This window comes from Eikenella sp. NML03-A-027, assembly GCF_001648395.1.
Taxonomy (GTDB): domain Bacteria; phylum Pseudomonadota; class Gammaproteobacteria; order Burkholderiales; family Neisseriaceae; genus Eikenella; species Eikenella exigua.
Genome location: NZ_LXSM01000014.1, coordinates 1 through 22,342, shown reverse-complemented (window position 1 = coordinate 22,342; position 22,342 = coordinate 1). Strand labels below are relative to the sequence as shown.

General features: G+C 53.7%; 24 protein-coding genes. 20 read left to right on the top strand and 4 right to left on the bottom strand.

The genetic code is table 11. The features are described 5' to 3' along the window. Nucleotides 1-265 precede the first annotated feature (265 nt). Nucleotides 266-757: a GNAT family N-acetyltransferase gene (locus A7P96_RS05435; RefSeq protein ID WP_067449017.1), complete on the top strand. Its 492-nt coding sequence runs from the start codon at nt 266-268 to the stop codon at nt 755-757. A gap of 48 nt (nt 758-805) precedes the next feature. Beyond that, nucleotides 806-1,363, top strand: a complete 558-nt coding sequence (locus A7P96_RS05430) for an RICIN domain-containing protein (RefSeq protein ID WP_067525387.1) — start codon at nt 806-808, stop codon at nt 1,361-1,363. A gap of 96 nt (nt 1,364-1,459) precedes the next feature. Here A7P96_RS05430 and A7P96_RS05425 read toward each other — a convergent pair whose 3' ends face one another. Beyond that, entirely contained in the window at nt 1,460-2,296 is an 837-nt protein-coding gene (locus A7P96_RS05425; RefSeq protein ID WP_067525385.1) for a hypothetical protein, read from the bottom strand. A gap of 54 nt (nt 2,297-2,350) precedes the next feature. Further along, nucleotides 2,351-2,692, bottom strand: a complete 342-nt coding sequence (locus A7P96_RS05420; RefSeq protein ID WP_156496281.1) for a hypothetical protein — start codon at nt 2,690-2,692, stop codon at nt 2,351-2,353. 216 nt (nt 2,693-2,908) lie between these two features. On the opposite strand from A7P96_RS05420, the gene ppk1 reads away from it, so the two are divergent. The 5 genes from ppk1 to A7P96_RS05390 all read left to right on the top strand — a co-directional run bounded on the left by ppk1 (nt 2,909) and on the right by A7P96_RS05390 (nt 8,715). Continuing rightward, a complete protein-coding gene (gene ppk1, locus A7P96_RS05415; RefSeq protein WP_067525381.1) occupies nt 2,909-4,963 on the top strand; it encodes a polyphosphate kinase 1 in 2,055 nt (684 codons plus the stop codon). 185 nt (nt 4,964-5,148) lie between these two features. Then, nucleotides 5,149-6,243, top strand: a complete 1,095-nt coding sequence (trmA, locus tag A7P96_RS05410) for a tRNA (uridine(54)-C5)-methyltransferase TrmA (protein ID WP_067525379.1) — start codon at nt 5,149-5,151, stop codon at nt 6,241-6,243. A 114-nt stretch (nt 6,244-6,357) separates the two neighbouring features. Continuing rightward, the gene (locus A7P96_RS05405) at nt 6,358-6,744 is read left to right on the top strand and encodes a RidA family protein (protein WP_067441764.1); all 387 of its coding nucleotides are present in this window, start codon (nt 6,358-6,360) and stop codon (nt 6,742-6,744) included. 464 nt (nt 6,745-7,208) lie between these two features. Beyond that, nucleotides 7,209-8,021, top strand: a complete 813-nt coding sequence (locus tag A7P96_RS05395; protein WP_067525375.1) for a symmetrical bis(5'-nucleosyl)-tetraphosphatase — start codon at nt 7,209-7,211, stop codon at nt 8,019-8,021. Nucleotides 8,022-8,160: 139 nt separating this feature from the next. Then, on the top strand, nt 8,161-8,715 hold the full coding sequence (locus tag A7P96_RS05390) for a hypothetical protein (RefSeq protein WP_067525373.1): 555 nt from the start codon (nt 8,161-8,163) through the stop codon (nt 8,713-8,715). Nucleotides 8,716-8,917: 202 nt separating this feature from the next. Here A7P96_RS05390 and A7P96_RS05385 read toward each other — a convergent pair whose 3' ends face one another. Continuing rightward, complete coding sequence (locus A7P96_RS05385) at nt 8,918-9,706, bottom strand: inositol monophosphatase family protein (RefSeq protein WP_067449001.1); 789 nt, start codon at nt 9,704-9,706, stop codon at nt 8,918-8,920. Nucleotides 9,707-9,773: 67 nt separating this feature from the next. Between A7P96_RS05385 and A7P96_RS05380 the strand changes: the two genes are divergently transcribed. The 11 genes from A7P96_RS05380 (at nt 9,774) to A7P96_RS05330 (ending at nt 18,572) form a co-directional block, all read left to right on the top strand. Further along, the gene (locus tag A7P96_RS05380; RefSeq protein WP_067525371.1) at nt 9,774-10,496 is read left to right on the top strand and encodes a 16S rRNA (uracil(1498)-N(3))-methyltransferase; all 723 of its coding nucleotides are present in this window, start codon (nt 9,774-9,776) and stop codon (nt 10,494-10,496) included. A gap of 105 nt (nt 10,497-10,601) precedes the next feature. Further along, complete coding sequence (locus A7P96_RS05375; protein WP_067525369.1) at nt 10,602-11,465, top strand: ParB/RepB/Spo0J family partition protein; 864 nt, start codon at nt 10,602-10,604, stop codon at nt 11,463-11,465. A 176-nt stretch (nt 11,466-11,641) separates the two neighbouring features. Continuing rightward, nucleotides 11,642-11,992, top strand: coding sequence for an ATP synthase subunit I (locus A7P96_RS05370; RefSeq protein ID WP_067525367.1), 351 nt, complete (start codon nt 11,642-11,644; stop codon nt 11,990-11,992). Then, nucleotides 11,985-12,854 carry a F0F1 ATP synthase subunit A gene (gene atpB / locus A7P96_RS05365; RefSeq protein WP_067525365.1) on the top strand — a complete coding sequence of 290 codons (870 nt, stop codon included), beginning with the start codon at nt 11,985-11,987 and terminating at the stop codon, nt 12,852-12,854. The genes A7P96_RS05370 and atpB overlap by 8 nt, the downstream gene beginning before the upstream one ends. Nucleotides 12,855-12,908: 54 nt before the next feature. After that, on the top strand, nt 12,909-13,163 hold the full coding sequence (atpE, locus tag A7P96_RS05360) for a F0F1 ATP synthase subunit C (RefSeq protein WP_067441789.1): 255 nt from the start codon (nt 12,909-12,911) through the stop codon (nt 13,161-13,163). Nucleotides 13,164-13,217: 54 nt separating this feature from the next. Beyond that, nucleotides 13,218-13,688 carry a F0F1 ATP synthase subunit B gene (locus tag A7P96_RS05355; protein WP_067441792.1) on the top strand — a complete coding sequence of 157 codons (471 nt, stop codon included), beginning with the start codon at nt 13,218-13,220 and terminating at the stop codon, nt 13,686-13,688. A 4-nt stretch (nt 13,689-13,692) separates the two neighbouring features. Continuing rightward, nucleotides 13,693-14,238: a F0F1 ATP synthase subunit delta gene (locus tag A7P96_RS05350; RefSeq protein ID WP_067525363.1), complete on the top strand. Its 546-nt coding sequence runs from the start codon at nt 13,693-13,695 to the stop codon at nt 14,236-14,238. Nucleotides 14,239-14,247: 9 nt separating this feature from the next. Next, complete coding sequence (atpA, locus tag A7P96_RS05345) at nt 14,248-15,795, top strand: F0F1 ATP synthase subunit alpha (protein ID WP_067448988.1); 1,548 nt, start codon at nt 14,248-14,250, stop codon at nt 15,793-15,795. 24 nt (nt 15,796-15,819) lie between these two features. Continuing rightward, nucleotides 15,820-16,698 (top strand): F0F1 ATP synthase subunit gamma, encoded by an 879-nt coding sequence (atpG, locus tag A7P96_RS05340; protein ID WP_067525361.1) that lies wholly within the window; start codon nt 15,820-15,822, stop codon nt 16,696-16,698. 40 nt (nt 16,699-16,738) lie between these two features. Next, nucleotides 16,739-18,136 (top strand): F0F1 ATP synthase subunit beta, encoded by a 1,398-nt coding sequence (gene atpD / locus A7P96_RS05335; protein ID WP_067441805.1) that lies wholly within the window; start codon nt 16,739-16,741, stop codon nt 18,134-18,136. 10 nt (nt 18,137-18,146) lie between these two features. Beyond that, nucleotides 18,147-18,572: a F0F1 ATP synthase subunit epsilon gene (locus tag A7P96_RS05330; protein ID WP_067525359.1), complete on the top strand. Its 426-nt coding sequence runs from the start codon at nt 18,147-18,149 to the stop codon at nt 18,570-18,572. Nucleotides 18,573-18,732: 160 nt separating this feature from the next. Here the strand turns inward: A7P96_RS05330 and coaD are convergent, their stop codons facing one another. Further along, nucleotides 18,733-19,248 (bottom strand): pantetheine-phosphate adenylyltransferase, encoded by a 516-nt coding sequence (coaD, locus tag A7P96_RS05325; RefSeq protein ID WP_067525356.1) that lies wholly within the window; start codon nt 19,246-19,248, stop codon nt 18,733-18,735. A gap of 222 nt (nt 19,249-19,470) precedes the next feature. Here coaD and lnt point away from each other — a divergent pair, with 222 nt between their 5' ends. Together lnt and rpoH are read left to right on the top strand one after the other, a co-directional pair. Continuing rightward, nucleotides 19,471-21,105 (top strand): apolipoprotein N-acyltransferase, encoded by a 1,635-nt coding sequence (gene lnt, locus A7P96_RS05320; RefSeq protein WP_067525354.1) that lies wholly within the window; start codon nt 19,471-19,473, stop codon nt 21,103-21,105. A gap of 192 nt (nt 21,106-21,297) precedes the next feature. Further along, nucleotides 21,298-22,149, top strand: coding sequence for an RNA polymerase sigma factor RpoH (gene rpoH / locus A7P96_RS05315; protein ID WP_067525352.1), 852 nt, complete (start codon nt 21,298-21,300; stop codon nt 22,147-22,149). Nucleotides 22,150-22,342: the final 193 nt, after the last annotated feature.

Sequence of the window (22,342 nt, the reverse complement as noted above, 5' to 3'; positions counted from 1 at the left end):
ATCATGGTTTGCTTCATCTTGCCGCTCCTGTTTGGAAAGGGGAATAAGGGTATTGCCGATGATCTGATTGTAACAAAAAACAAGATATTGTAAACATCTATCCCGCTGCTTGAAGGCTACCTGAAAACAGCCAACGCCCGTTTTAACTGCGTTGCAGCCCTACTTTCAGGTAGCCCCAATTATATCCAGATTGCCCGAGCCAATTGGTTATTCTATTGGACAAGCTATATAATTCCGCCAGTTTCACCGCACCTACCCGCCCGTTATGAGCCTGATTACCCACCTGCGTCCGGCACGCATCCAAGATTGCGAACACATCTACAACGCCCACCAATACGCCGTGCGCTACACCTGCGCCCGCAACTACAGCGAAGCCGTGCTGCAAGCCTGGCTTGCCCTGCTCAGCCCCGACAGCTACCTCGACACCCTCGAAGACGAACGCAAGCTCTTGTGGGTGATCGAATTTAAGCACCATATCCAAGGCTTTTTCCAGCTTAATCTGCAAGAATCCCAGCTCGATGCCCTGTATGTGCACCCCTTCGTGCAGCGCCAAGGCCTCGGCACCGCCCTGCTCGGCCGCGCCGAAGAGCTGGCCTACCAACACGGGCTGGGCATGCTCAAGCTCTACGCCTCGCTCAATTCCGAACAGTTTTACCTGCTCAACGGCTACCGCCCGCTAGGCGAAGCCATGCTGCCGCTCAACCAGGAAATCGGCATCGAATGCCGGCTGATGCGCAAACTGCTCACCGACCGTTGATGCCGGCTTTCAGGTAGCCCACTCCTCCGCCATACCGAAAGAGCCGCTATGAAAATCCCGCTATTCCTGATTGCCCTGCTCGCCCTCCCCGCCTGCACTTATCTCGATGGCCCAGACGGGCGGTTCTTCTCGCTCGATTTACCCGTGGAAACCACGCACACCGTGCACAAAACCGTGCGCGTGGATGCCGCCCCGGGCACCACCGTCATCATGAGCGAAAGTTCCCCGCTCGACGGCTACTACCGCCCCGTGCTCAACAACAGCCGCCGCACCCTGCTGCGCCAGGCCGCCGACAATTCCTGCCTCAGCCTCGAGCGCAGCGGCATGCCCGCCTACCTGGTCAGCCAGCCCTGCCACGGGCGCAATAACCAGCAATTCATGTTCGACGGCCCGCGCCTCAACATCAACGGCTTGTGCGCCGAAGCCACCGGTGGCGCCGGCAGCCCCGTAATCGCCACCGCCTGCCAAAACAGCCGCAGCCAGCATTGGATTGCCGAGGGCAGCCACATCCGCAGCGCCGCCAACGGCCTGTGCCTAGACGGCAGCGGCGGCACAGTGAGCCTGCAATATTGCGATAATGGGATGGGGCAGCGGTTTTACCGATAGTTTGGCTGCGGGTTGCGTGGGAATGGAAAAGGCTACCTGAAAACCTATCGGATGGTTTTCAGGTAGCCTTTTTATGGTGGGAGATTATTGACTGATTTACTTTGACCTGCCCAATGTATTCCACAAATTTTTGCTGCAAGCACTCATCAGGCAAGTAGTGAAGAAAAGAGTACAAAGGAATAGATAGTCATAGCGAGTGCGTCGGATGGCTTGCTCGTAGAGGCGCTGAAAATAGTTGCTGTTGATGGTTCTCCCTTCCGACGATTGAATTTCGGCAACGAGATTAACAAATTTCCCATAGTAAAAAACGGGTTGGAATTTCAATCGGAAAGGTTGGTGGTAAAAATCGCTCCAATTTCCACTGAGGGCGTTGTTTAAATTTTGTGTGCAATGCCTTGCACCAAAAATGCCGCCACAACTCATGGTGATGCGAAAGCCGTTGTCTTGAATAATGTCGAAATCGCTTCTAGGCGAGGCACCAGGTGCTGCTGTTTTGGCTGGGCCGGGAGTTCTCCTCCTACGAGGTTCAGGTGAGGCTATCCCTTGTTCGTTATAGGAAAATGCAACGTTATCTGGCCAAACTGGTTTGCCGGATAGGGTTTGTACCTTATCCGTGCTGAAACGGATGGGCATGATGCTTTCGGTTTGCTGGAAAAAAGTGTATGCAGCATAAATTGCTGTTGAGAGTATTAACAAGGAAAACAACAATCTGGATCTGACGGAAAAATTGCTCAGGCTATCCTTGCTTCTACCAAAGATGATCTTGATCAAGCTAAAAATAATGAACACATCAAGCACAAACAAGGAGTGCAGTTCGATGAGAAGCAGATTGGTGCTAAACAATTGGGAGAAGAGTAGAAAATAGAGAAAGCTGGCAATGTGCAACAGACACATTGCCAAACCTGCAGCACCAATAATCTTACTATTCAACATATCGTTGTTTATATCGGAAAGTGATACCTGTAAAGACTGTGGCTTGAGCTCTAATCAGCGTCGGTGTTCAATTGAGATATTGCCGCGAATTGGCACGACCGGCCGCCAGTTGCCGGTGCAGATGGTGGAGCCGGCACTGGTGTGGCAGTTGCGGTGTTCGGTGTAACCGATGCCGCCCCGGCTGTATTGCTCGGTGGTTTGGATTTGGCCGCCGCCGTATTGGTTGGAGCCGTTGTAGAAATAGTAGCTGCGGCTGGGGTAGTAGCCGGGGTAGCCGTCCGGGCCACTGTAGTAGTAGTCGGCATGGGGGTTGATTTGCAGGTTGATTTGGGCGCTGGTTTCGGCTACTGCAGCGGCACTGAAGAGGATAGTGCAGATGAGGAGCAGGGTTCGCATGATGGGTCTCCCGAAAGGTGGCGGGTGGAAATGTTCGGCCTGCTTCGTGCCCATATCTTGTCTTCGGGCGCAGGTTGGAACGATAATTGCTATAAACTATAGCTGCCGCGCACGGCACTTTGCTGATGGCGGTATAATCATTATAGCGCTAATTCCCTCCAAACAGCTGTTTGTTTACACAGCGTTTTCATTCATTTTTCTTTTTCAGGTAGCCTTATGCCGAACCAGCCTACCATCCTTTGCCGCGAACTGAGCCTGCTGGCGTTCAACCGCCGCGTGCTGGCGCAGGCACGGGACGAGGGCGTGCCGCTTTTGGAGCGGTTGCGCTTTTTGTGTATCGTTTCTTCCAATTTAGACGAATTTTTCGAAGTGCGCATGGCTTGGCTGAAGAAGGAAAGCCAGCTCAACCCGCACGCGCTTTTGGATAACGGCACCACGCCCACCGAAACCATGGCTGCCGCTGCTGCCGAGGCCAAAAAATTAATTCAGGAGCAATATGAGCTGTTTAACAAAGAGCTGATTCCCGCGCTGCGCAAAGAGGGCATTTTCTTTTACCCGCGCCACCAGTGGACAGACAAACAGTGCGCCTGGGTTGAAAGCTATTTCGACCGCGAGCTGCTGCCCATCCTCACCCCGCTGGGGCTCGACCCGGCACACCCTTTCCCGCGCTTGCTCAACAAATCGCTCAACTTCGCGGTAGCGCTTTCTGGCAAAGACGCTTTCGGCCGCGCTTCCGGTATGGCTGTGGTGCAGGCGCCGCGCATTCTGCCGCGCGTGGTGAAACTGCCTGAAGAGCTTAGCGAAGGGCACGGTTTCGTGTTGCTTTCTTCCATTTTGCATGCCTATGTGCACAAGCTCTTCCCTGGCATGGATGTGGAAGGCTGCTACCAATTCCGCCTCACGCGCAATAGCGAACTCACGGTGGATGAAGAAGACCTCACCAACCTGCGCGCCGCCGTGCAAACCGAGCTGCGCGGGCGGCAGTATGGCGACGAAGTGCGGCTGGAAGTGGCCGACAACTGTCCGCCGCATGTGGCTGGATTCCTGCTCACGCAATGCAATTTGAGCCCGAACGAGCTCTACCAAGTGGTTGGCCCCGTGAACCTGGTGCGGCTGATGGCTGTGCCCGATATGGTGGATCGTGCCGATTTGAAATTCCCACCATTCTCGCCCGGCCTGCCCAAAGATGTGCGCAAAGACCAGCCCATGCCTGAAGTGCTCAAACAGCATGATGTGCTGCTACACCACCCCTACCAATCCATCGCCCCTACCGTGCGCTTCATCCAAGAAGCTGCCGCCGATCCGGATGTGGTGGCCATCAAGATGACGATCTACCGCACCGGCACCCATTCCGACCTCGCCCGCGCCCTGATTGCCGCCGCCAACGCGGGCAAACAGGTAACCGTGGTGGTGGAGCTGATGGCGCGGTTTGACGAAGAAAACAACGTCAACTGGGCGCGCCGCCTCGAAAGCGCCGGCGCACATGTGGTATACGGCGTGTTCGGCTACAAAGTGCACGCCAAAATGGCGCTGGTTATCCGCCGCGAAGGAGGCTACCTGAAACGCTACGCCCACCTCGGCACCGGCAACTACCACCAAGGCACCTCCCGCATCTACACCGACTTCGGCCTACTCACCGCCGATGAAGCCATCACCGCCGACGTGAACGCCATCTTTATGGAAATCACCGGCCTGGGCCAGCCCACGCGGCTCAATAAGCTTTATCAGAGCCCTTTCACCCTCAGTCCCATGCTGTTGGAGCGCATTGATGCTGAAACTGCCGAAGCCCGCGCCGGCCGCCCCGCCCGCATCATTGCCAAAATGAATTCGCTGATCGAGCCCGGCATCATCCGCGCCCTGTATGAAGCCAGCCGGGCCGGCGTGCAGATAGATTTAATCGTGCGCGGTATGTGCACCCTGCGCCCCGGCGTGCCCGGCCTGTCCGAAAACATCCGTGTGCGTTCCATCATCGGCCGCCTGCTCGAACACTCCCGCGTGTTCTACTTCCGCAGCGGCGGGCGCGAAGAGCTCTTCATCGCCAGCGCCGACTGGATGAGCCGCAACTTCTTCCGCCGCATTGAAATCTGCACTCCCGTGGAAAGCCCGGACATCAAACAGCGCATCATGCGCGAAGCCCTCACCCTCGCCCTGGCCGACAACCGCAAAGCCTGGCTGATGCAGCCCGACGGCAGCTATGTTCGTGCCGTTGCGCAGGAAGGGGAAGAAGGACTGGATATGCAGGAAACGCTGTTGAACGAATATCGGCGTTGATGGCACGAGAGTGCAAAAGGCTACCTGAAAGTTTCAGGTAGCCTCTTTAGCAAGGTAGGAAGAATATTTGTTACCCGCTTGCGATAATCTGGAATCTGGGTTTTGTACAGCCCCCGCTTCGCTTTCAGGTAGCTTCTTCTTTCCCGCTATAATCCTTATTTTTTGCTCCAATCCCCACGCTCCCCATGACCCAGCCCAGCCCTGAATACACCGCCCAGCTGCAACAAAAAGTAGGCTACCTGAAACAGCGTTTTGCCGAATTTTCCCCACCCGAATGGCAGGTGGTTGCTTCGCCTGAAAAACATTATCGGATGCGTGCCGAATTTCGGGTTTGGCACGATGGCAATCATATCAGCTATGCCATGTTCGAGCCCGGGCAGAAGGCCGGTTCGGCCTCGTTGCGCCGGATCGATTCCCTGCCTGCCGCGTCTGCTGCGATCAATGCCTTGATGCCCCGGCTGCTGGCCGCCGTGCAGGCCGATCCGCTGTTGCGGGAGCGGTGGTATCAGTGCGAATTTTTGTCTACCCTGAGCGGCGATATGCTGGTGGGCATGATTTACCACAAGCGGCTGTGCGGGCAATGGCAGGCGGCTGCGGCGCGTTTGCAGCGCGACTTGGGCATCATGATTATCGGCCGCAGCCGGGGGCAGAAGCTGGTGTTGGCGCAGGATTTCGTTACCGAACGCCTGCATGCCGACGAGCGCGATTGGCTCTACCGCCAATACGAAGGCGGCTTCAGCCAGCCGAATGCGGCGGTATGCCAAAAAATGCTGGATTGGGCCTGCAGCGCGGCGGCGGGGTTGGGCGGCGATTTGCTGGAGCTTTATTGCGGCAACGGTAATTTCACCCTGCCGCTGGCGCGTTATTTCCGCCGCGTGCTGGCCACGGAATTGTCTAAAACTTCGGTGCAGGCGGCGCAGTGGAATATAGAAGCCAACGGCGCAGCCAACATCCGCCTGGTGCGGCTCTCCGCCGAAGAGTTTACCCAGGCCTACCAGGGCGTGCGCCGTTTCCGCCGCTTGCAGGAGCAGGGCATCGAGCTGGCGGACTATGCCTTCTCTACCGTGTTTGTTGATCCGCCGCGCGCCGGCATAGACGATGCCACCCTGCGCCTGCTGCAGAATTTCGACAACATCATCTATGTTTCCTGCAACCCGGAAACCCTGCACGCCAACCTTGCCACGCTCACGCAAACCCACTGCATCGAACGCGCCGCGCTGTTCGACCAATTCCCGTTTACGCCGCATATTGAGAGCGGAGTGTTGTTGCGGCGGAAATAATCGGTTTCAGGTAGACTTACTTTGTATGCGTCGTTGCCGACTGTTTGGTTTGCCCCTGCCGTTGGCGATATAATTAAGACTCTTTTCAGCAATCAACATATAAGGAGTTCCATTATGGCCAAAACCATCATTCATACCAACAATGCCCCTGCCGCCATCGGTGCTTATTCCCAAGCCGTGCGTGCCGGCAATACTATCTATTTAAGCGGCCAGATTCCGCTGGTGCCTGCCACCATGCAGGTGGTGGAAGGCGGCTTTGCTGAGCAAACCCGCCAAGTGTTTGAAAACCTCAAAGCCGTGATTGAAGCTGCCGGCGGCAGTTTCGACGATGTGGTGAAACTCAACGCCTACCTCACCGACCTCTCCAACTTTGCTATCTTCAACCAAATCATGGGAGAATACTGCCGCGAACCCTTCCCCGCTCGCGCTGCCGTGCAGGTGTCCGCCCTGCCAAAAGGTGTGCTGGTGGAAGTGGAAGGTGTGGTGGTACTGAACGCCTAAGCATATAGAGGCTACCTGAAAACTGTTGCAGCTTGCGTTTTCATGTAGCCTTTAATTTGTACATCCAAAAGCCCAGAAAAGGGATATTTAACCACCAAATCATTGGGCTGGCCACTCGCCTGCTGGTGCAGCCGAACGGAGCGCGGTTTTTCGGGGAATAAGGGCTTGCATGCCTGAAGCGGCGCAGCCGCAAGTTGCGAGCCCGCCCGAAAAACCACGTGGAGTGAGGGAAGTTTGGCGAAGCCAAACCTGTGCCCGCAGTCGCCTTTCTTTGCTTCCTTTCTTTGGCGAAGCAAAGACAAGGAAGTGCCCAGCGCCGGCATAAGGCGCAAAGGCGAACAGGGCGGGGATGAGGAGGCTACCTGAAATTTGGTAAGTATCCTCAACTCGACAGTCGATTGAGACAAATTTTTCAGGTAGCCACAATTTGGCTGAACTACTAACTTCTGAATCCAATCATCACTATGGCACACTACGCAATCGGCGACCTGCAAGGCTGTTTCGCCGAATTTCAAACCCTGCTGGCACACATCGGCTTCAACCACGGCCGCGACACCCTTTGGCTGGTGGGCGATATCGTCAACCGCGGCCCCCAATCCCTCGACTGCCTGTGCTACATCAAACAGCACGAAAGCAGCATCCGAACCGTGCTCGGCAATCACGACCTCCATCTCTTGGCCATCGCTCACGGTCACGGCAAACTCAAGCGTAGCGACACTGTGGGCGACATTCTCGCCGCCCCCGATCGCCAATCGCTGCTCGATTGGCTGCTGCACCAGCCCCTGATGCTGCAACACGGCAATAACCTGATCGTGCACGCCGGCATTTGGCCGCAATGGACGGCCGAAACTGCACAGCAGCGTGCCGCCGAAGTGGCTACCGCCCTGCAAAGCCGCCCCGATTGGTTTTTTGCCCACATGTATGGCAACAAGCCCGATAGCGACTGCGCCGATAACGAAACCGAACGCCTGCGCTTTGCCACCAATGTGTTCACCCGCATGCGCGCCCTGCACCGCGACGGCCGCATGGATTTCGACTACAAAGCCACCCTGCCCGAAATGCCATCTGACTTCATGCCCTGGTTCCGCGCGCCCAACCGGCAAACCCTTGGCTATCAAACCGTATTTGGCCATTGGTCGGCACTCGGCCTGTATCGCGGCGAGCAGGTGTGCGGCATCGATACCGGCGCGCTGTGGGGCGGCCAGCTCACTGCGCTGGATTTAGATACGCAGCAGATTTTTCAGGTAGCCTCCAAACAGCCCAAGAAGTTTGGTTAAGCTATTGTCTCTACATGATTTAATGTTTGTTAACACGAACAGGCAGGCGGGCAGGGCGGGCTTTTGTTACAATGTCGCTTGTTTGTGCCTGCCCGAGCCCTTGCCGTGGCATGTTTTTCAACCGATTAAGGAGTTACCCATGAACAGCAAATTAGTCATCCCCGCCGCCATCGCCGTATTGGCACTGAGCGCCTGCTCCAGTAGCAAATCGCCGGAAAAACCGGTGCAGACGCAAACCCAGCAACAGGCACAGCAGGGTGATGAAACCACCGCCGCTATCGGCAAAATCCAAGTGGCTCAGGTGGACAGCATCGATAAAACCGTAGAAGTGCACTACACCTGCCAAGCCGGTAACGGCCAGCAGCAAAAAGTGAGCGCCATGTATGGCATCAAGAGCGATACCTTGGTGGTAACTCAACTGAAAATCAACGATAAAGTTTCCCCCGGCCTGTGGCGCGTGCTCAACGACAGCAATGGACAACAGCAAAACAGCTACTACAGCAACGGCGTGATTTGGGTAACCGGCAAAGCCACCCCCACCAACGTGACCCGCACCAATGCCATCGCCTTGCTGCAGGCGCAGAGCGTGGATGACGCCGGTAATCCGGTAAATCCCGTGGCCGTGCTGGAAAACTGCAGGGTAACCCGCCAAGCCGCTCCGGTTCGCGGTAACCGCCCGCAACGCCGCCGCTAAGCTGGTGTAATGAGAATGGAAAAAGCTGCCTTGGCGGGCAGCTTTTTTGTGGGGGGGAAGGCTACCTGAAAGTGTGTGGGCGGTTTCAGATAGCTTTTTTTTGTGGCGAATATTGTTCAGGCAGTCTTGCGCTTATCAGAGGCTCTCTAAAACTTTAGCTTCGCAGAAACTTACTGAGTTCGTTTCCAGGCAGCCTTTCTGCCTACTGATTCGCCCGGATCCAAGCCAGCCAGCGGTCGAACAGGTCGGGTTGCAGGCCGGCGATAACGGAGCGTTTGAAAACGTGTTCGCCACTCCAAAAGTCGTCGCCTTCCAGCGTAGCCAGGCGGCCGCCGGCTTCTTCGTAAATCAGGGTGCCGGCGGCATAGTCCCACAGTTTTTGACCGCCATGTAGGTAGAGGTCGTAGCGGCCGGCGGCGAGGTAGCACCAGTCGAGCGTGCTGGCGCCCATGCTGCGCTGTGAGCCGAAGGGGTGGAGGGTTTGCATGCGGCTGGCGAGCTTGCCGGAGCGCAGGTATTTCACTTCCACACCGGCAATGGATTCGTTGAGTTTTTTCGGCGTGAGGCGCAGGGGCAGGGGACGGCCGTTGAGGTGTGCGCCGTGACCGCGTTCGGCAGTGAACATTTCCTGCATCATGGGGTGGAAAATAGCGCCCAGTTGGGCGCGGCCGTGGCGGATGTAGGCCACGGAGAGGGCGAAGTGCGGCAGGCCGTTGATGAAGTTGTTGGTGCCGTCGATAGGGTCGACCACCCACAGCCCAGTTGCGGCGTGCTGCCACATGGCGTGTTGTTCGTCGGCGCTCATTTCTTCGCCCAGCATCGGGCAGTCGATGATTTGCGGCAGCTTTTGAGCAAATAGGGCTTGGGCGTGCAGGTCGGCTTCGGTGAGGCGGGTACCGTCGCTTTTGGTGCTGACGGCGGCGTTGAGAAAACGCGGCATCACGGCGGTTTGTGCCACTTCGCGAACCAGTTCTGCTAAACGGTTGAGCAAAATCTTTCCTTCCCGATGCTTTTCTGATAGAAACGGAATATTAACCATTTTTCGGGGTAAACAATAGATGCCGCGTTTTTATGTTCCGCAAACTTTTGTTGCCGGCGAGGTGCTGAGGCTACCTGAAAATGTGTGCCGGCATATCCAAGTGCTGCGCTTGCAGGCGGGTGCACCGCTGGTGTTGTTTGACGGGCAGGGGCAGGCGGCGGCGGCAGAATTGCTGGAAATTGGGCGCAAACAGGCGCTGGTGCGGGTGGATAAGTTGCTCTTGGAATCGCGTGAATCGCCGCTGGCGGTTACGTTGATTCAGGCGGTATCGGCTTCGGAAAAGATGGATTTTGCGGTACAGAAGGGCACGGAATTGGGGGTGAAACGCATCGTGCCGGCGGTTTCCACGCGCTCGAATGTGCGGCTTTCGGGCGAGCGGTCGGAGAAAAAGGTGCGGCACTGGCAGGAAATCGCTATCTCGGCCTGTGAGCAATGCGGGCGCAATGAGGTGCCTCCTGTGGTGCCGATTGCCGATTTGCCGCAGGTGCTGGCTGCACTGCCGGCCGATTCGGGGGTGCGGCTGCTACTGAGCCCGCACGATGGTGTGTCACTGCGCAGTCTGCCTCCGGCGCAAAGCGCGGTTTTGCTGATTGGGCCGGAAGGCGGGCTGACGGCGGAAGAAGAGGATTTGGCACGCTCGCAAGGGTTTCAGGCGGTGCAACTCGGTGCACGGGTATTGCGCACGGAAACGGCGGCGCTGGCGGCGCTGGCGGCGATGCAGGCCTTGTGGGGCGATTTTTAGCGGTATGAGCGCTGTGCTAAAATGCGCAAATTGACAGTTTTCAGGTAGCCTTCTTCCTTACCTTAGAGGCTACCTGAAAAAATAAATGGATTAGGAAGCAGATAAATGGCAAAACCGAAAAGCGGCCTCGGCGGCCGGGGTTTGGATTCTTTGTTGGCCGGCGCGGTGGGCGACAGCAGCGGTGACAGGCTAACCAGCGTGCCGGTGCGCGACATCAAGCCGGGGCGCTATCAGCCACGTTCGCAAATGGATGATGAGGGCTTGCAGGAGCTGGCCGATTCGATTAAGGCGCAGGGCGTTATCCAGCCGGTTATCGTGCGTGAGCACGGCCTGTCGCAATACGAACTGATTGCCGGCGAGCGTCGCTGGCGCGCCAGCCAGCTGGCGGGTTTGACCGAAATTCCGGTGGTGATTAAGAGCATCGGCGACGAAGCGGCGCTGGCGATGGGCTTGATTGAAAACATCCAGCGTGAAAATCTTAATCCGATTGAAGAAGCGCAGGGTTTGAAGCGTTTGGTGGACGAATTCGGTCTCACGCACGAGACCGTGGCCAAGGCAGTAGGGCGCAGCCGCAGTGCAGTGTCGAACAGCCTGCGCCTGTTGGCTTTGCCCGAGCCGGTGCAGGAAATGCTGTTTTTACGCCAGCTGGAAATGGGGCACGCGCGGGCCTTGTTGTCGCTGCCGGTGATGGAGCAGCTTTCCTTGGCACAGAAGGCGGTGAAAAATGGTTGGTCGGTGCGTGAGGTGGAGCGGCGCAGCCAGCTGGCACAACAGGCGCCACAGGAGAAAAAATCGAAAACCGTCAACCCGGATATACGCTACCTGAACGAGGCGCTTACGGAAAAATTGGGTGTGCGCGCGGAAGTGCAAACTGCCAACTACAAACGCGGTAAGGTGGTGTTGCATTTCGACAGCCCGGAAACCTTTGCACGGTTGATGCAGCAGCTGGATGTGAAGTTGCCTGGTTGAGCAAAGGCTTGTCTGTGGTTTCGGGCGCTCGGAAATTATGCGTGCTCGATTTTCAGGTAGCCTTTAATGCTATGAGCATTGATATTGTTTGACAAGAATTAACACTTTTCTTGACTTTGTTGGCGGTTTTGCTTATATTCAAAAAGCTAACATTTAGTGTGTGTGAAGATGGATGTATGGCGGCAACAATTTATCTCCAATTAGCAATCACGGCGATACTTGTTGCTGTTTTTTGGGTGTCTTCCGGTGTCGTTGCAGCAAAGTCAGCGGCGCTGGGTTGTTTGTGTTACGCCTTGCCCACCATCTTGGCAGTACTGGTTTTAAGGTTTTTCCTGAAGTTTCCGAAATGGCGCAGCAGCGCATTTTGGCTGGGAGAAAGTTTAAAAATAGTACTGGCGCTCGTGTTGATGACGCTGGTGTTCGTTTTTTATCGCCAACACATCGTGTTCGTTCCGTTTATTGTCGGGTTGAGTGCGGTGAGTCATGCGGTGTTGTTGATATTTTGGAAAGCTAAGAAGTATGGCTAGTGAGAGCATGAGTGCAGCCGACTACATCAAGCACCATTTGCAAAGCTTGACCAGTCTGTCGGATGTGGGCAAAGGACAGGGTCTGCAAAATATTGCCGACTTCTCATTTATAAACTTGGATTCCCTTTTTATTGCGGCCTTTTTGGCGATTCTCGGTTCGCTGGTGATGTGGTATGCTGCTCGCAAGGCTACGCCAGGGGTGCCGGGGCGTTTTCAGGCTGCCGTAGAAATCTTGTTCGAGTTTATCGATAATTTGTGCAAGGGCATGATTCACAACGAGCAATCGCGTAAAACAGTGGCGCCGCTGGGTTTGGCGCTGTTTGTTTGGATTGTGTTGATGAATAGCATGGACTTTTTGCCGGTGGATTTGTTGCCGTGGATTTGGCAGCGTGTAACCGGTAATCACCACGCCTTGCTGCGCGTAGTGCCGACTGCGGATTTGAATATTACTCTGGGTATATCGATTGGTGTGCTGCTTACCTGCTTTATGTTTAATATCAAGCTTAAAGGCTTGGGTGGCTGGATTCATGAACTGTTCGCTGCGCCGTTCGGTATTTGGCTGGCTCCGTTCAATTTTGTTTTGAATCTGGTGGAGTTTTCGTCCAAAACTATTTCTCACGGTATGCGTCTGTTCGGTAATATGTATGCTGGTGAATTGGTGTTTTTGCTGATTGCTATGCTAGGCGGTGCTTGGGCAATGCCGGGTGAAGCAGTGACTTGGGTGGATCCCGTTTTGGCATTCTTCCATGTTTTGGCTGGATTTGTTTGGGCGGTGTTCCATATTTTGGTTATTGTGTTACAAGCATTTATTTTCGTTGCTTTGGCTTTTGTGTATATCGGCCAGGCACATAGTTCCCATTAGTAGTTTGTTGTTTTTTGTAGTAGTTTAACTTCACTTTTAGATAAGGAGTTTCAAATGGATTTGAATAGTGTATTGGCCATCACTTGCGGCTTGATTGTTGCGTTCGGTGCTGTGGCTGCTGCGGCCAGTATCGCATTCGTGGGTTCAAAATATCTGGAGGCTTCTGCCCGCCAGCCTGAACTGATTGAACCGCTGCAAACCAAATTGTTCCTGATTGCCGGTTTGATTGACGCAGCATTCCTGATCGGCGTAGCCGTTGCTTTGCTGTTCGCCTTCGTGAATCCGTTTGCTCCGGCAGTTGCAGGTTAAGATTACACAAACTTCTGACGTTTGTTTTAACCCTAACTGTGAAGGTCGAGTAAAGTGAATATTAATTCAGCTTTAATCATACAGATAATTGTCTTCTGCTTGTTGGTGTGGTTTACCGTGAAGTTCGTGTGGCCACCCATCGCTAAGGCTTTGGATGAGCGAGCCAGCAAAATTGCCGAGGGCTTGGCAGCTGCCGAGCGCGGGAAAAGTGATTTTGAACAGGCTGAAAAGCGTGTGGCCGAACTCATGGCTGAAGGCCGCAATCAAGTTGCTGAAATCATCACTAACGCAGAGAGGCGGGCTTCTCAAATTGTTGAGGATGCTAAAAAACAGGCTTCTGATGAGGCTGCTCGTGTTGCTGCGCAGGCTAAGACTGATGTGGAGCAGGAAGTTAATCGGGCACGTGAGGCTCTGCGTGAGCAGGTGGCGGCACTGGCAGTTAAAGGTGCTGAGCAGATTCTGTGCAGCGAGATTAATGCCGATAAACATGCCCAGTTGCTGGGTATGTTGAAGCAGGAGCTGTAAAACTATGGCTGAACTTGCCACTATTGCCAGGCCGTATGCTAAAGCCTTATTTGAATTGGCGTCTGAAAAAAGTCAAGTCAAACTTTGGCTGGAGAAGCTAAAAGAGTTGGCGTGGGCTGTCGGCCAACCTAAGCTTGCCACATTGCTGGACGATGCCGGCATTGCGCCCCACCAGAAGGCAGATACTTTGATTGGATTGCTTGACGGTATCCATACGCCACAACATGTAGATTTCAAAAACTTCCTGTATGTGCTGGCTGAAGGAGGTAGGTTGTTCGTTTTGCCGGAAGTTTATAACCAATACCAAGTGCTGGTATTGGCAAAAGACCATATACAGAAGGCTATAATTTACAGTGCTTTCCCGATGAGTGAAGGACAGTTTGCCAAGGTGGTGAGTGATTGCCAGCAGAAATTTGGCCACAAGCTGGAGGCTACCTTAAAAGTGGTGCCCGAGCTGATTGGTGGTATCAAAATTGAAGTTGGAGATAAAGTTTTAGACTTGTCCGTGCAAGGGAAGTTAAAAAACCTGTATACGGCCATGATAAATTAGGAGAGTTTCATGCAGCTTAATCCTGCTGAAATCAGTGAATTATTAAAATCCAAAATTGAGAACCTGAATGTAAAGCAAGAAGCTAACACCTATGGGGGTGTGATTTCTGTGACCGATGGTATCGTGCGCGTGCACGGATTATCGGATGTAATGCAGGGTGAGATGTTAGAGTTCCCCGGCAATACTTTCGGTTTGGCCATGAACTTGGAGCGTGACTCGGTTGGTGCGATTGTATTGGGCGAGTACGAGCACATTAAAGAAGGCGATCAAGTCAAATGTACCGGCCGTATTTTGGAAGTACCGGTTGGTCGTGAGCTAGTTGGCCGCGTAGTGAATGCGTTGGGGCAACCGATTGACGGCAAAGGCCCAATTAACACTAAAGAAACTGCGCCGATTGAGAAAATCGCTCCGGGTGTAATTGCGCGTCAATCCGTGGATCAGCCGATGCAAACTGGTTTGAAATCGGTGGATTCCATGGTGCCGATTGGTCGTGGTCAGCGCGAATTGATTATCGGTGACCGCCAAACCGGTAAGACAGCTGTTGCGTTGGATGCGATTGTTAATCAAAAGGGTACTGGTGTTATCTGTATTTATGTGGCAATTGGCCAAAAAGCCTCTTCTATTGCCAATGTGGTACGCAAACTGGAGGAGCATGGCGCGATGGAGCATACCATCGTGGTGGCAGCAACTGCTTCCGAAGCAGCTGCCCTGCAATTCATTGCCCCATATTCCGGCTGCACAATGGGCGAATATTTCCGCGATCGTGGCGAAGATGCATTGATTGTATATGATGATTTGTCTAAACAAGCTGTTGCCTATCGTCAAATTTCTTTGCTGTTGCGTCGTCCGCCTGGTCGCGAAGCTTATCCGGGTGACGTATTCTATCTACATAGCCGCCTGTTGGAGCGTGCTGCACGTATCAATGCCGATGAGGTGGAAAAGCGCACAAATGGCGAAGTAAAAGGCAAAACCGGGTCGTTGACTGCATTGCCAATTATCGAGACCCAAGCGGGTGACGTATCTGCTTTTGTGCCAACTAACGTAATTTCTATTACTGATGGCCAGATTTTCTTGGAAACTGATTTGTTCAACTCAGGTATTCGTCCGGCCATTAACGCAGGTATTTCTGTATCGCGTGTAGGTGGCTCCGCTCAAACTAAGGTTATCAAGAAATTGGGTGGAGGTATCCGTTTGGCTTTGGCTCAATATCGCGAATTGGCTGCATTCTCTCAATTTGCTTCTGATTTGGATGAAGCTACCCGCAAACAGCTGCAACACGGTGAAGTGGTTACTGAATTGATGAAGCAAAAACAATTCAGCACAATGAGTATTGCTGAGATGGCTTTGACCTTGTGGGCAATTAACAAAGGCTTTTACGAGGATGTGCCAGTATCCAAAGCATTGGCATTTGAGGCTGATTTCTTAGGCTATGTGCGCACACAGCACACCGATGTGTTGGATCAAATAAATCAGCAAGGCGTAATGAGTGATGAGAACGAGCAAGTTTTGACTGAAGCCATCAATACATTTAAAGCCTCTCGCAATTACTCGGCCTAAACCGCAGAAAAGGAAAAGTCTGAAATGGCAGTAGGGAAGGAAATCCTCACGAAAATCCGCAGTGTACAGAATACACAGAAGATTACCAAAGCCATGCAGATGGTGTCGACTTCCAAAATGCGGAAAACGCAGGACAGAATGCATTTGGCACGGCCTTATGCCGAGAAAGTGCGCGTGGTGATGAGTCACTTGGCACAGGTAGAAACCGAGCATAAGCAGTTGCCAATCTTGGAAAGTCGGGAAAACATTCGGCGTGCCGGCTTCATCTTAATTACTGCCGACAAAGGCTTGTGTGGCGGGTTGAATGCCAACTTGCTAAAGAAGTTTTTCGGACAAGTGCAAGAATACCAGCAGCAGGGTGTGGAAGTGGAAGTTATCTGCTTCGGTAGCAAAGGGTTGGCTGCCTGTAATCGTGCTGGCCTCAATGTAGTGGCCAGTGCGGTAAGTTTGGGCGACACCCCGAAGATGGAAGTGTTGCTTGGCTCGCTGACTGAAGCGTTTCAGCGTTATGCTGATGGTGGCTTGGATATTGTGCACTTGGTGTATTCTAGATTTATCAATACTATGTGCCAAGAGCCGAACTTAGAGACCTTGCTACCTATCGGTCACAATGTGCTGAACGAAATATCGGAAGCAGAAGAATATGGCCGAGAATATATCTATGAGCCATCGCCAATTTTGGTGCTGGAATATTTGGTGCGCCGCTATTTAGAATCGGTAGTGTATCAGGCTTTGTGTGAGAACATGGCTTCCGAGCAGTCTGCACGCATGGTGGCAATGAAGGCCGCTACGGATAATGCAAGTAATGCAATTAAGGAATTACGCCTGATTTACAACAAATCCCGTCAGGCAGCGATTACCACTGAATTGTCGGAAATTGTAGCCGGTGCCGCTGCAGTATAGGTGGGCAGAGCAGGCAGATTTGAATATTTAGGATAGATAAATGAACCAAGGCAAAATCGTACAAATTATTGGTGCGGTAGTCGATGTGGAGTTTCCGCGTACCGCTATTCCACGTGTTTACGATGCACTCAAACTGGTCGATACCGATTTGACGCTAGAAGTGCAACAGCAGCTTGGCGACGGCGTTGTCCGCACCATTGCGATGGGTAGTACAGACGGTTTGAAGCGCGGCGTGGCCGTGCAAAATACTGGTGCACCGATTACTGTGCCGGTGGGTAAAGCTACCCTGGGTCGCATCATGGATGTTTTGGGTAACCCTGTGGACGAGCAAGGTCCGATCGGTTCTGAACATACCCGCGCTATTCATCAATTTGCACCTAAGTTCGACGAACTCTCTAGTACTACCGAATTGTTGGAAACAGGCATTAAGGTGATTGATTTGCTTTGCCCATTTGCCAAAGGTGGTAAAGTGGGTCTGTTTGGTGGTGCTGGCGTGGGCAAAACCGTGAATATGATGGAGCTGATTAACAACATTGCAAAAGCGCACAGTGGTCTCTCCGTATTCGCCGGCGTGGGCGAGCGTACCCGTGAAGGCAATGACTTCTACCACGAAATGAAAGACTCCAACGTGTTGGATAAAGTGGCCATGGTGTACGGCCAGATGAACGAGCCGCCTGGTAACCGCCTGCGTGTTGCTCTAACCGGTTTGTCGATGGCTGAATACTTCCGTGACGAAAAAGACGAAAACGGCAAAGGTCGTGACGTATTGTTCTTTGTGGACAATATTTATCGCTATACCCTGGCCGGTACAGAAGTATCCGCCCTGCTTGGCCGTATGCCTTCTGCCGTGGGTTATCAGCCGACGTTGGCTGAAGAAATGGGTCGTTTGCAGGAGCGTATTACTTCCACCCAAACTGGCTCCATTACCTCTATCCAAGCCGTATATGTGCCGGCCGACGACTTGACCGACCCGTCTCCTGCCACTACGTTTGCTCACTTGGATGCGACTGTAGTATTGAGCCGCGATATTGCCTCCCTTGGTATCTATCCTGCGGTAGACCCGCTGGACTCCACTTCTCGCCAGCTCGATCCAATGGTGCTCGGCCAGGAACATTATGATGTGGCTCGTGGCGTGCAATCTACCTTGCAGAAATATAAAGAGTTGCGCGACATCATCGCCATTTTGGGTATGGACGAGTTATCTGACGAGGATAAGATGACTGTGATGCGTGCCCGTAAGATCCAGCGTTTCCTGTCGCAGCCTTTCCACGTGGCAGAAGTGTTTACCGGCTCACCCGGCAAATACGTTTCGCTGCGTGATACCGTGGCCGGCTTCAAAGCTATTCTGAGCGGCGAATACGACCATCTGCCGGAGCAGGCCTTCTATATGGTGGGCGGCATCGAAGAGGCCGTGGAAAAAGCCAAAACCCTGAACTGAGGAATGCAGCATGAATATCATGCAGGTTGATGTGGTCAGCAACGAGGAGAGCATCTACTCCGGTGAAGCCAGCTTTGCCGTGGTGCCGACCCTAAACGGCGAGCTCGGTATTTACCCGCGCCACGAGCCGATTATGAGCTTGGTGCGCCCCGGTGTGCTGCGTTTGCAGGTGCCGGAGCAGGAAGAAGAGGTTTTGGTGGCTATCTCCGGCGGTATTCTGGAAGTGCAGCCGCACAAAATCATGATTTTGGCTGACGTGGCTGTGCGTAGTGCCGAGCTGGATCAGGCGCGGGCAGAGGAGGCCCGAAAAGCTGCAGAAGCCGGCGTGAAACATGCCAAAGATGATGAGTCAATGGTTAAAGCTCAGGCAGCGTTGGCAATTGCGCTGGCCGAACTGAAAGCTCTCAATTACCTGCGTATTAAAAATAAGCGCTAAACCAACCGGTTTGACGGACGAAAATAAAGCACGATTACATCGTGCTTTATTTTTCTTGGCAGCTAAGGCTACCTGAAAAGACTGAGGCAAGGAGAGCATGACTGTTCTGCCGGTAATACCGTTTTCAGGTAGCCTACCTTGAGAGGCGGATGGCGGACAATCAATCCTCAGCCGAACAGCCGTGGTCGGCCAGTATTTTGCGGTACACAGCATCGGGGACGTAGCGGCGGATGGTTTTCTGCCAGTTTTGCGGGCCGACCATGCCTTTAACCATGGTGGACGATACTTCGGCAAATTCGCGCGGCGGCATCAGGATAACGGTGGTGATGGTTGGTTGCAGGTCGGCGTTGATGTAGCGCATGGCACGTTCGTATTCATAGTCTGAGCCGCTGCGGATGCCGCGCACCACGAAATCGGCTTGGATACTATCGGCAAAATCAACCAGAAAGCGGTTGTGGAACTGGGTAACGCGCACATTGGGGAATTCGGCGGTGATGTCCACCAGCATGGCTTTGCGCTCTTCCAGTGAGTAGGTGGCCTGCTTGTCGGGATTGGTGCCGATGGCCACGATAAGTTCGTCAAACATGGCCTGTGCGTGGCGGATCATCCATAGGTGGCCATTGGTAGGTGGATCGAAACTGCCGGCGTAAACGGCGCGGCGGTGGTGTGGTTTCATGAGTGGTTCTGCATGCAACAAATTAAAAACGGGCGAAGCCTACCCCGCTTGCTGCGGCAGTGCAAGTTTATTTTGGTAGGTTGTGCAGGTTGAGGTCGTTACTCAGTATCTTCAGCCATTGCGTTTTCAGGTAGCCTCCAGCCAGAAAAGGCTACCTGAAAACACCATGCAGCGATGATTTGGTTATATAATGCCGCTTCTTTATCAAGGCTACCTGAAAACATGAATTGGGTTGCGAAATTTGAGGATTGGTGTAGTCGGCGCTATGTGTACTGGCCGCTGGTGATGCTACTGGCCGCCGCTACGCCGCTGGCGTTTGCGCCGTATTACCATTTTTGGCTGATGCCGCTGCTGTTCGGTGCCCTGATTCGGCTCACCGAGCTGCGGCCGCAAAACAGCGTGTTTGGCGCCTATTGCTTCGGGTTGGTGGGCTACGCCACACAGTTCTATTGGATACACACCGCGCTGCACGACATATCCGGCCTGCCCAATCTGTATGCCCTGCCGCTCACTATCCTGCTGCCAGCTTACCTTGCGCTCTATCCTGCCGCTTGCTTCTGGTTGCTGGAAAAAGCCCGTCTACCCCGTGGTTGGCGTATTGGCCTTTTGCTGCCCGTGTTGTGGGCATTGGCTGAATTTGCCCGCGAGCGGGCGATTACCGGCTTTGGTTGGGGGGCGCTGGGCTACAGCCAAGTGGCCGACTTTTCCCCGCTGGCCGGTTATGCCCCCGTGGGCGGGGTGCATTTGCTCACTTTGCTGTGTGCCTTTTGCGGCGCATGGTTGGTGCTGGTGCTGCACAACCAAGGTTGGAAGCGGCGGGCATTACCGCTTGTGCTGCTGATTGGAGTTATTGCCGGCGGCTGGCAGTTGCGCCAAGTGCGTTTCACTGAGCCCGACGGCAGCAGTGCCACCGTGGCGTTGGTGCAAGGTAATATAGAGCAAACCTTGAAATGGGATGCCGACTATCTGAGTGAAACCATACAAAGCTACTATGATCAAGTAGCCAACAGCCATGCCGACATCACTATCTTGCCCGAAACCTCCATTCCCGTGATGCGGCAGGATTTGCAGGAATATAATCCCGGCGTTCTTGACCAATTTGCCTACGAAGCCCAGCGCAACGGCAGCGCGCTCGCCATGGGTATTGCCCAATACAATCAGCAGCGCACAGGCTACCTGAACGCTGTGATCAACTTAAGCAATTACCACCCCGACCGCCCTGACGACATCCCGTTTTACGCCAAAAGCCACCTCGTTCCCTTCGGTGAATATAAACCCCTGCCTGCTATCACCGAGCCGCTGTACCGCATGATGAACATGCCTTTGGCCGGGTTCGACCGTGGCGGCAGCGCCCAAGCTCCGTTGCTTTTAGCCAACCAGCACGTGGCGTTTAACGTGTGCTACGAAGACGGCTTCGGCGACGAACTGATTGCCTCTGCCAAACAAGCCAGCCTCCTGGCCAATGTGAGCAATCTGGGCTGGTTTGTCCGCTCCAACGCCATCCACCAGCATTTGCAAATATCGCAAGCCCGTACCCTTGAGCTCGGCCGCTACATGGTACGTGCCACCAACACCGGTGCCACCGCTATCATCAATCCGCAAGGCCAGGTGGTGAAACTCGCCCCGCCCGACACACGCACCGTGCTCGAAGGCAATATCGAAGGTTATCGCGGCGAAACCCCGTATATGAAAATAGGCGGCTCGCTGCCCCTGGTGTGTGGCTTGTTGTGTTTGGCCGTATTGCTGATGCTGGCCGGCTATCTGCCACGGCGCAAACCTGCTCCCGATGCCGCAGAGGAAAGGCTACCTGAAAACAGCAGCGAACCAAGTGCCGAGCCGCAATATGAGGGCAAATAGATACCGTTTGCCCGAAGTTGCCGTTGTTTACAGTAATATAGAAAATAAATTAAAATTTAAAAAATACAAAATTTAACCTATCGTAAACCAAAATCACACAGTATGGGTGTTTAATCACCCCCGTAACTAAAGAGACAGAAGAGATAAATACCGCCGAAGGCGGCAGAAAATACTAAAAGGAATCAAAAGACAATGAATAACGCATTTGCATTGCCTATCCCCAGCGGCCACGGCAGCTTGGAGCAATATATTCACACTGTAAACAGTATTCCGCTGCTCACCGCAGAGGAAGAACACAGCCTGGCTGTACGCCAGCTGCAAGGTGACCTGGAAGCCGCCAAGAAACTGATCTTGTCGCATCTGCGTGTGGTTGTATCCATCGCGCGTGGCTATGATGGCTACGGCCTCAATCAAGCCGACCTGATTCAAGAAGGCAACATTGGCTTGATGAAAGCCGTAAAACGCTACGAGCCCAACCGCGGTGCCCGCCTGTTTTCCTTTGCCGTACATTGGATTAAGGCCGAAATCCACGAATTCATCCTGCGCAACTGGCGCATGGTGCGCGTGGCCACCACCAAGCCGCAGCGCAAACTTTTCTTCAACCTGCGCAGCATGCGTAAAAGCATGAACGCCCTCTCGCCCGAAGAAGCGCAAACCATCGCCGACGACTTGGGCGTGAAAATGGACGAAGTGCTGGAAATGGAACAGCGCATGACCGGCAAAGACATTGCCCTTCTGCCCGACAACAGTGACAGAGAAGAAGACAGCTACGCTCCCATCGACTGGTTGGCCGATACCCGCAACGAGCCCACTCAGCAAATCGCCCAAAAAGCCCGCTACGCTATGCAGACCGAAGGCCTGCAAAATGCGCTCGCCCAGCTAGACGAACGCAGCCGCTGTATCTTGGAAAGCCGCTGGTTACAAGACGGCGGCGGCCTTACCCTGCACGAGCTGGCCGCTGAATATGGCGTTTCCGCCGAGCGCATCCGTCAGATAGAAGCCAAAGCTATTCAAAAACTGCGCGGCTTTATGAGCGAAGAATAAGTGGATGAAAAAAGACTGCCTGAGGGCAGTCTTTTTTATTGGGTGTTTGGTTTTATGGTGGCTTACGTTTTCAGGTAGCCTTTTATATGATGGGGCTTATTCGTCTTCGTCCTCTTCCTCGTCGCCCAAATCCACTTCCTCAAGCGGAATCNCCCGGGTGNGGTAGCGCAGTTTGTGGTAGAGGTAGAAACCG